The organism is Azospirillum isscasi (assembly GCF_030849505.1).
GTDB classification, from domain to species: Bacteria; Pseudomonadota; Alphaproteobacteria; order Azospirillales; family Azospirillaceae; genus Azospirillum; species Azospirillum isscasi.
On record NZ_JAUJFI010000298.1, the window covers coordinates 1 to 2,762 of the forward strand.

Sequence of the window (2,762 nt, forward strand, 5' to 3'; positions counted from 1 at the left end):
ATCGATCAGATCGCCGCTTCCGCGTCTTCATCGCAACCTCCCTCCTCAGGCCGTTGCGACGACCGCTTGAATCCGCCCAGGTAGGCGCCGCTGATGTGGTGGTGCTGACCTTCCTCAGCGCGGCGCAAGCGGGAGAAGAACGACTCCGCCATGTTGGTGCAGGCGCCGTCCGCGCTGTAGGCTTCCTGATGGTTGATCTGCTTCATCTCGAAACGGGCATGCAGAGCATTCCACGCGGCGGCTTCGTCGGCGTGAATGGTAGAGCCCTTGGCGACACGCGAGGCGATGAAGCCTGTCGCCTCGTCCTCGGACTTGAACACGCTGGTCAGGGTCCGCCCGTCGCGGTCGCGGATCGCCACCACCACCCGGCGCTTGCCGTTCTGGTTCACCGCCTTGCGGCGGTCGAGGCGGTTCTCCTTGAAGTTGGCCGGCTTGACGTAGCCGCCGACGTGGCAGCCGTCCACCTCGACTTCGCCATCGGCGATCATGCCGCGCGTCTCCGTCGCCATCGCCTCACGCAGCTTGTGGCACAGGACGAACGCCGTCTTGTAGGAGACATCCAGGTCACGGCCGAGCTGCAACGCGCTGATACCCTTGGCCGCGTTCACGAACAAGATGATGGCGGCCAAATAGACCAAGATCGGCAGCTTGTGCGAGGCGAACAGGGTACCGCTCGTCGGCGTGAAGTCCTTGCGGCAGTCACGGCAACGGTAACGCGGGCGGGAGCCGCGCGACACGTCGTAGCAGATCAGGGAGCCGCACTCCGGGCACACCGGCTTGCCGCCCGTGCTGTCCCACCGGATGCGCTGGAAGACGTCCCAAGCCTCAGCCTCTTCCATGCGCAACACCGAGCGGAGCGAGATGCTCCGGGCGGCCGCGGAAAGGAGAAAGTGCTGGGACATGGGTTTCTCTTATCATATTCGGTTGTTTTATGTCGGATATGATAAGCACCAAGTCTGAGCTTGTCAACAGCTTCTTATCAAATATGATATGCGCATGCCGTATCTGAGAGGATGATATGAAGACTGAGGACGAATGGGCCGCTCGCGTGAAAGGGCTGCTGAAAGCCGAACTGAAGCGGCGAAACGTCACCTATGAGCAGTTGGCACAGAAGCTCCAAGAGGTGGGGGTGAATGAGACGCCAGCCGCCATTGCGAACAAGATCAGCCGGGGACGGTTCACTGCCATTTTCCTGTTGCAGTGCCTTGACGCAATCGACGTAAAGACTATCCATGTAAAAGACTAGCGCATACCGAAGTATGCGCTCATGCGTGGGAGCGCAGCCTTAACCGGCGCTTAACTGTAGCGGCGACAACCCTAACAGCACGATAGCTGGCGGGGTCGATCAATGAAATATCAGTTCCTACGTCTGTTTCTGACGCGCGATGAGGTTGGTCTCTTTTCCGGAGAGCGTCTGCCGCCCCCCGTATTGGGGCGGTCGGATTATCTTGCGGACAAAATGTCGCAAGAAGTCAAATTCTCAGCGCGCCGACAAGTATTCACCTACCTTCCGTTTGGTATAATAGACGGGTTTTCCGTTGGGCTCATTGGCAGGCAGAGGGAGCGCGTTGAAAACCTGCCGCCATCTTCAGGCTTTGCTCCAACGGTGCATCGATTTTGGCGCGTCTCAAATGTGTTCGTTGATCTTGAAGATCATCCTGACGGGCAGAAGGTTGCAATTCAGCACAATGGGGAGGTTGGCTCTCCGATGGCGTTGGTTCGCGGGCTGGCCGATGCGCTAAACCACAAACGCGAGTTCGGCGATTGGCTGATCTCGACCAATTCTCTGTCCGATGGAAACGAGTTTTGGCGAGTTGTACACGCTAACCGCGGAAAAATAACAGAGGCAACGTTCACCTATCTTTCCCCAAACATCTTTCGGTCAAAGCGCACGATTGATATCGCAATGCACAGAGTGCATGCGGACACCAATACTGAAGAAATGTCGCTCCGCCTAAGAAATCGAGATGGCGCACTTAATCTTGAAACGAAGCGCATTGAGACGTCCTATGACTACATAAGCGAAGGAGGCGGCAGGGCTGTCGTGAAAAGAGGAAAGAAAACGGTTTACGATAGCGAGAAGAGGATATTGACCAAAACAGTTGATGATGATATAGATATTGAAGTGACCAGTCAATGATGACTGGATGGCCTTCGTTAGGAGGCTGTTTGGACGATGAATGCAATAGCAGCTTGCGCTCTTATAGCTCTTATTGGCGTGCTTTCGGCTATGTCTGTGTGCGCGCCAGCCGTCCTCACTGGCAACAAGTTCTTGCAGGGCTTCATTAACCATGAGCTTATTGCTACGCTTGGCGTCATTATGTCGATCACGATCGCATCGGCCAGCCAGATACACCTAGCGCTCAATCAAATTGAAGAGCGCAGGAATATGCTATATTTCTCCGAGGCGCGGAGAGAGATAGCGCAAAGCTCATATCTGCTAATCACTTTCTTCCTTGTTGCAATTATTTTAATGTTTCTCAAAGAGGAGGCCGGAGATATTCGTGTTCAGTCGTTTATCATTGGTTTGTCGCTGACAGTTTTGGCGGCTTATATTATTGTTCTCTATGATATTGTTGCTTCGGTCTTTGCCATAGGGCCGATTTTGCCAACTCGGCAGTCCGCCGCTGCGGAAGAAGAGGCGATTGAAGAGCCAGCGAAAGCAGGTATTCATTAGCCTGCTAACAGGTCGCGGAAAAACGAACATATTTCGGCTTTTTGCCTCTGCTGAGGCTTGGAAATGGCGTTTCCGCCGCCCGTTT

The 2,762-nt window shown here is 54.9% G+C and carries 3 protein-coding genes and 1 pseudogene; 3 read left to right on the top strand and 1 reads right to left on the bottom strand.

What is annotated here, in order from left to right:
- Positions 1–68 precede the first annotated feature (68 nt).
- Positions 69–902 (bottom strand): annotated as a pseudogene (locus QSG27_RS28345) (IS1595 family transposase); the annotation flags it as partial.
- A 116-nt stretch (positions 903–1,018) separates the two neighbouring features.
- Between QSG27_RS28345 and QSG27_RS28350 the strand changes: the two are divergent.
- The 3 genes from QSG27_RS28350 to QSG27_RS28360 all read left to right on the top strand — a co-directional run bounded on the left by QSG27_RS28350 (position 1,019) and on the right by QSG27_RS28360 (position 2,677).
- A complete protein-coding gene (locus tag QSG27_RS28350) occupies positions 1,019–1,246 on the top strand; it encodes a DUF6471 domain-containing protein (RefSeq protein ID WP_306712130.1) in 228 nt (75 codons plus the stop codon).
- A gap of 102 nt (positions 1,247–1,348) precedes the next feature.
- A complete protein-coding gene (locus tag QSG27_RS28355) occupies positions 1,349–2,140 on the top strand; it encodes a hypothetical protein (RefSeq protein ID WP_306712132.1) in 792 nt (263 codons plus the stop codon).
- A gap of 36 nt (positions 2,141–2,176) precedes the next feature.
- The gene (locus QSG27_RS28360; RefSeq protein ID WP_306712135.1) at positions 2,177–2,677 is read left to right on the top strand and encodes a hypothetical protein; all 501 of its coding nucleotides are present in this window, start codon (positions 2,177–2,179) and stop codon (positions 2,675–2,677) included.
- The last annotated feature ends 85 nt before the right edge of the window (positions 2,678–2,762 follow it).

What these genes read in the sequence shown, in the direction of transcription:
- QSG27_RS28350 (WP_306712130.1), top strand. Translation starts at nt 1,019, where the DNA reads ATGAAGACTGAGGACGAATGGGCCGCTCGCGTGAAAGGGCTGCTGAAA.
- QSG27_RS28355 (WP_306712132.1), top strand. Translation starts at nt 1,349, where the DNA reads ATGAAATATCAGTTCCTACGTCTGTTTCTGACGCGCGATGAGGTTGGT.
- QSG27_RS28360 (WP_306712135.1), top strand. Translation starts at nt 2,177, where the DNA reads ATGAATGCAATAGCAGCTTGCGCTCTTATAGCTCTTATTGGCGTGCTT.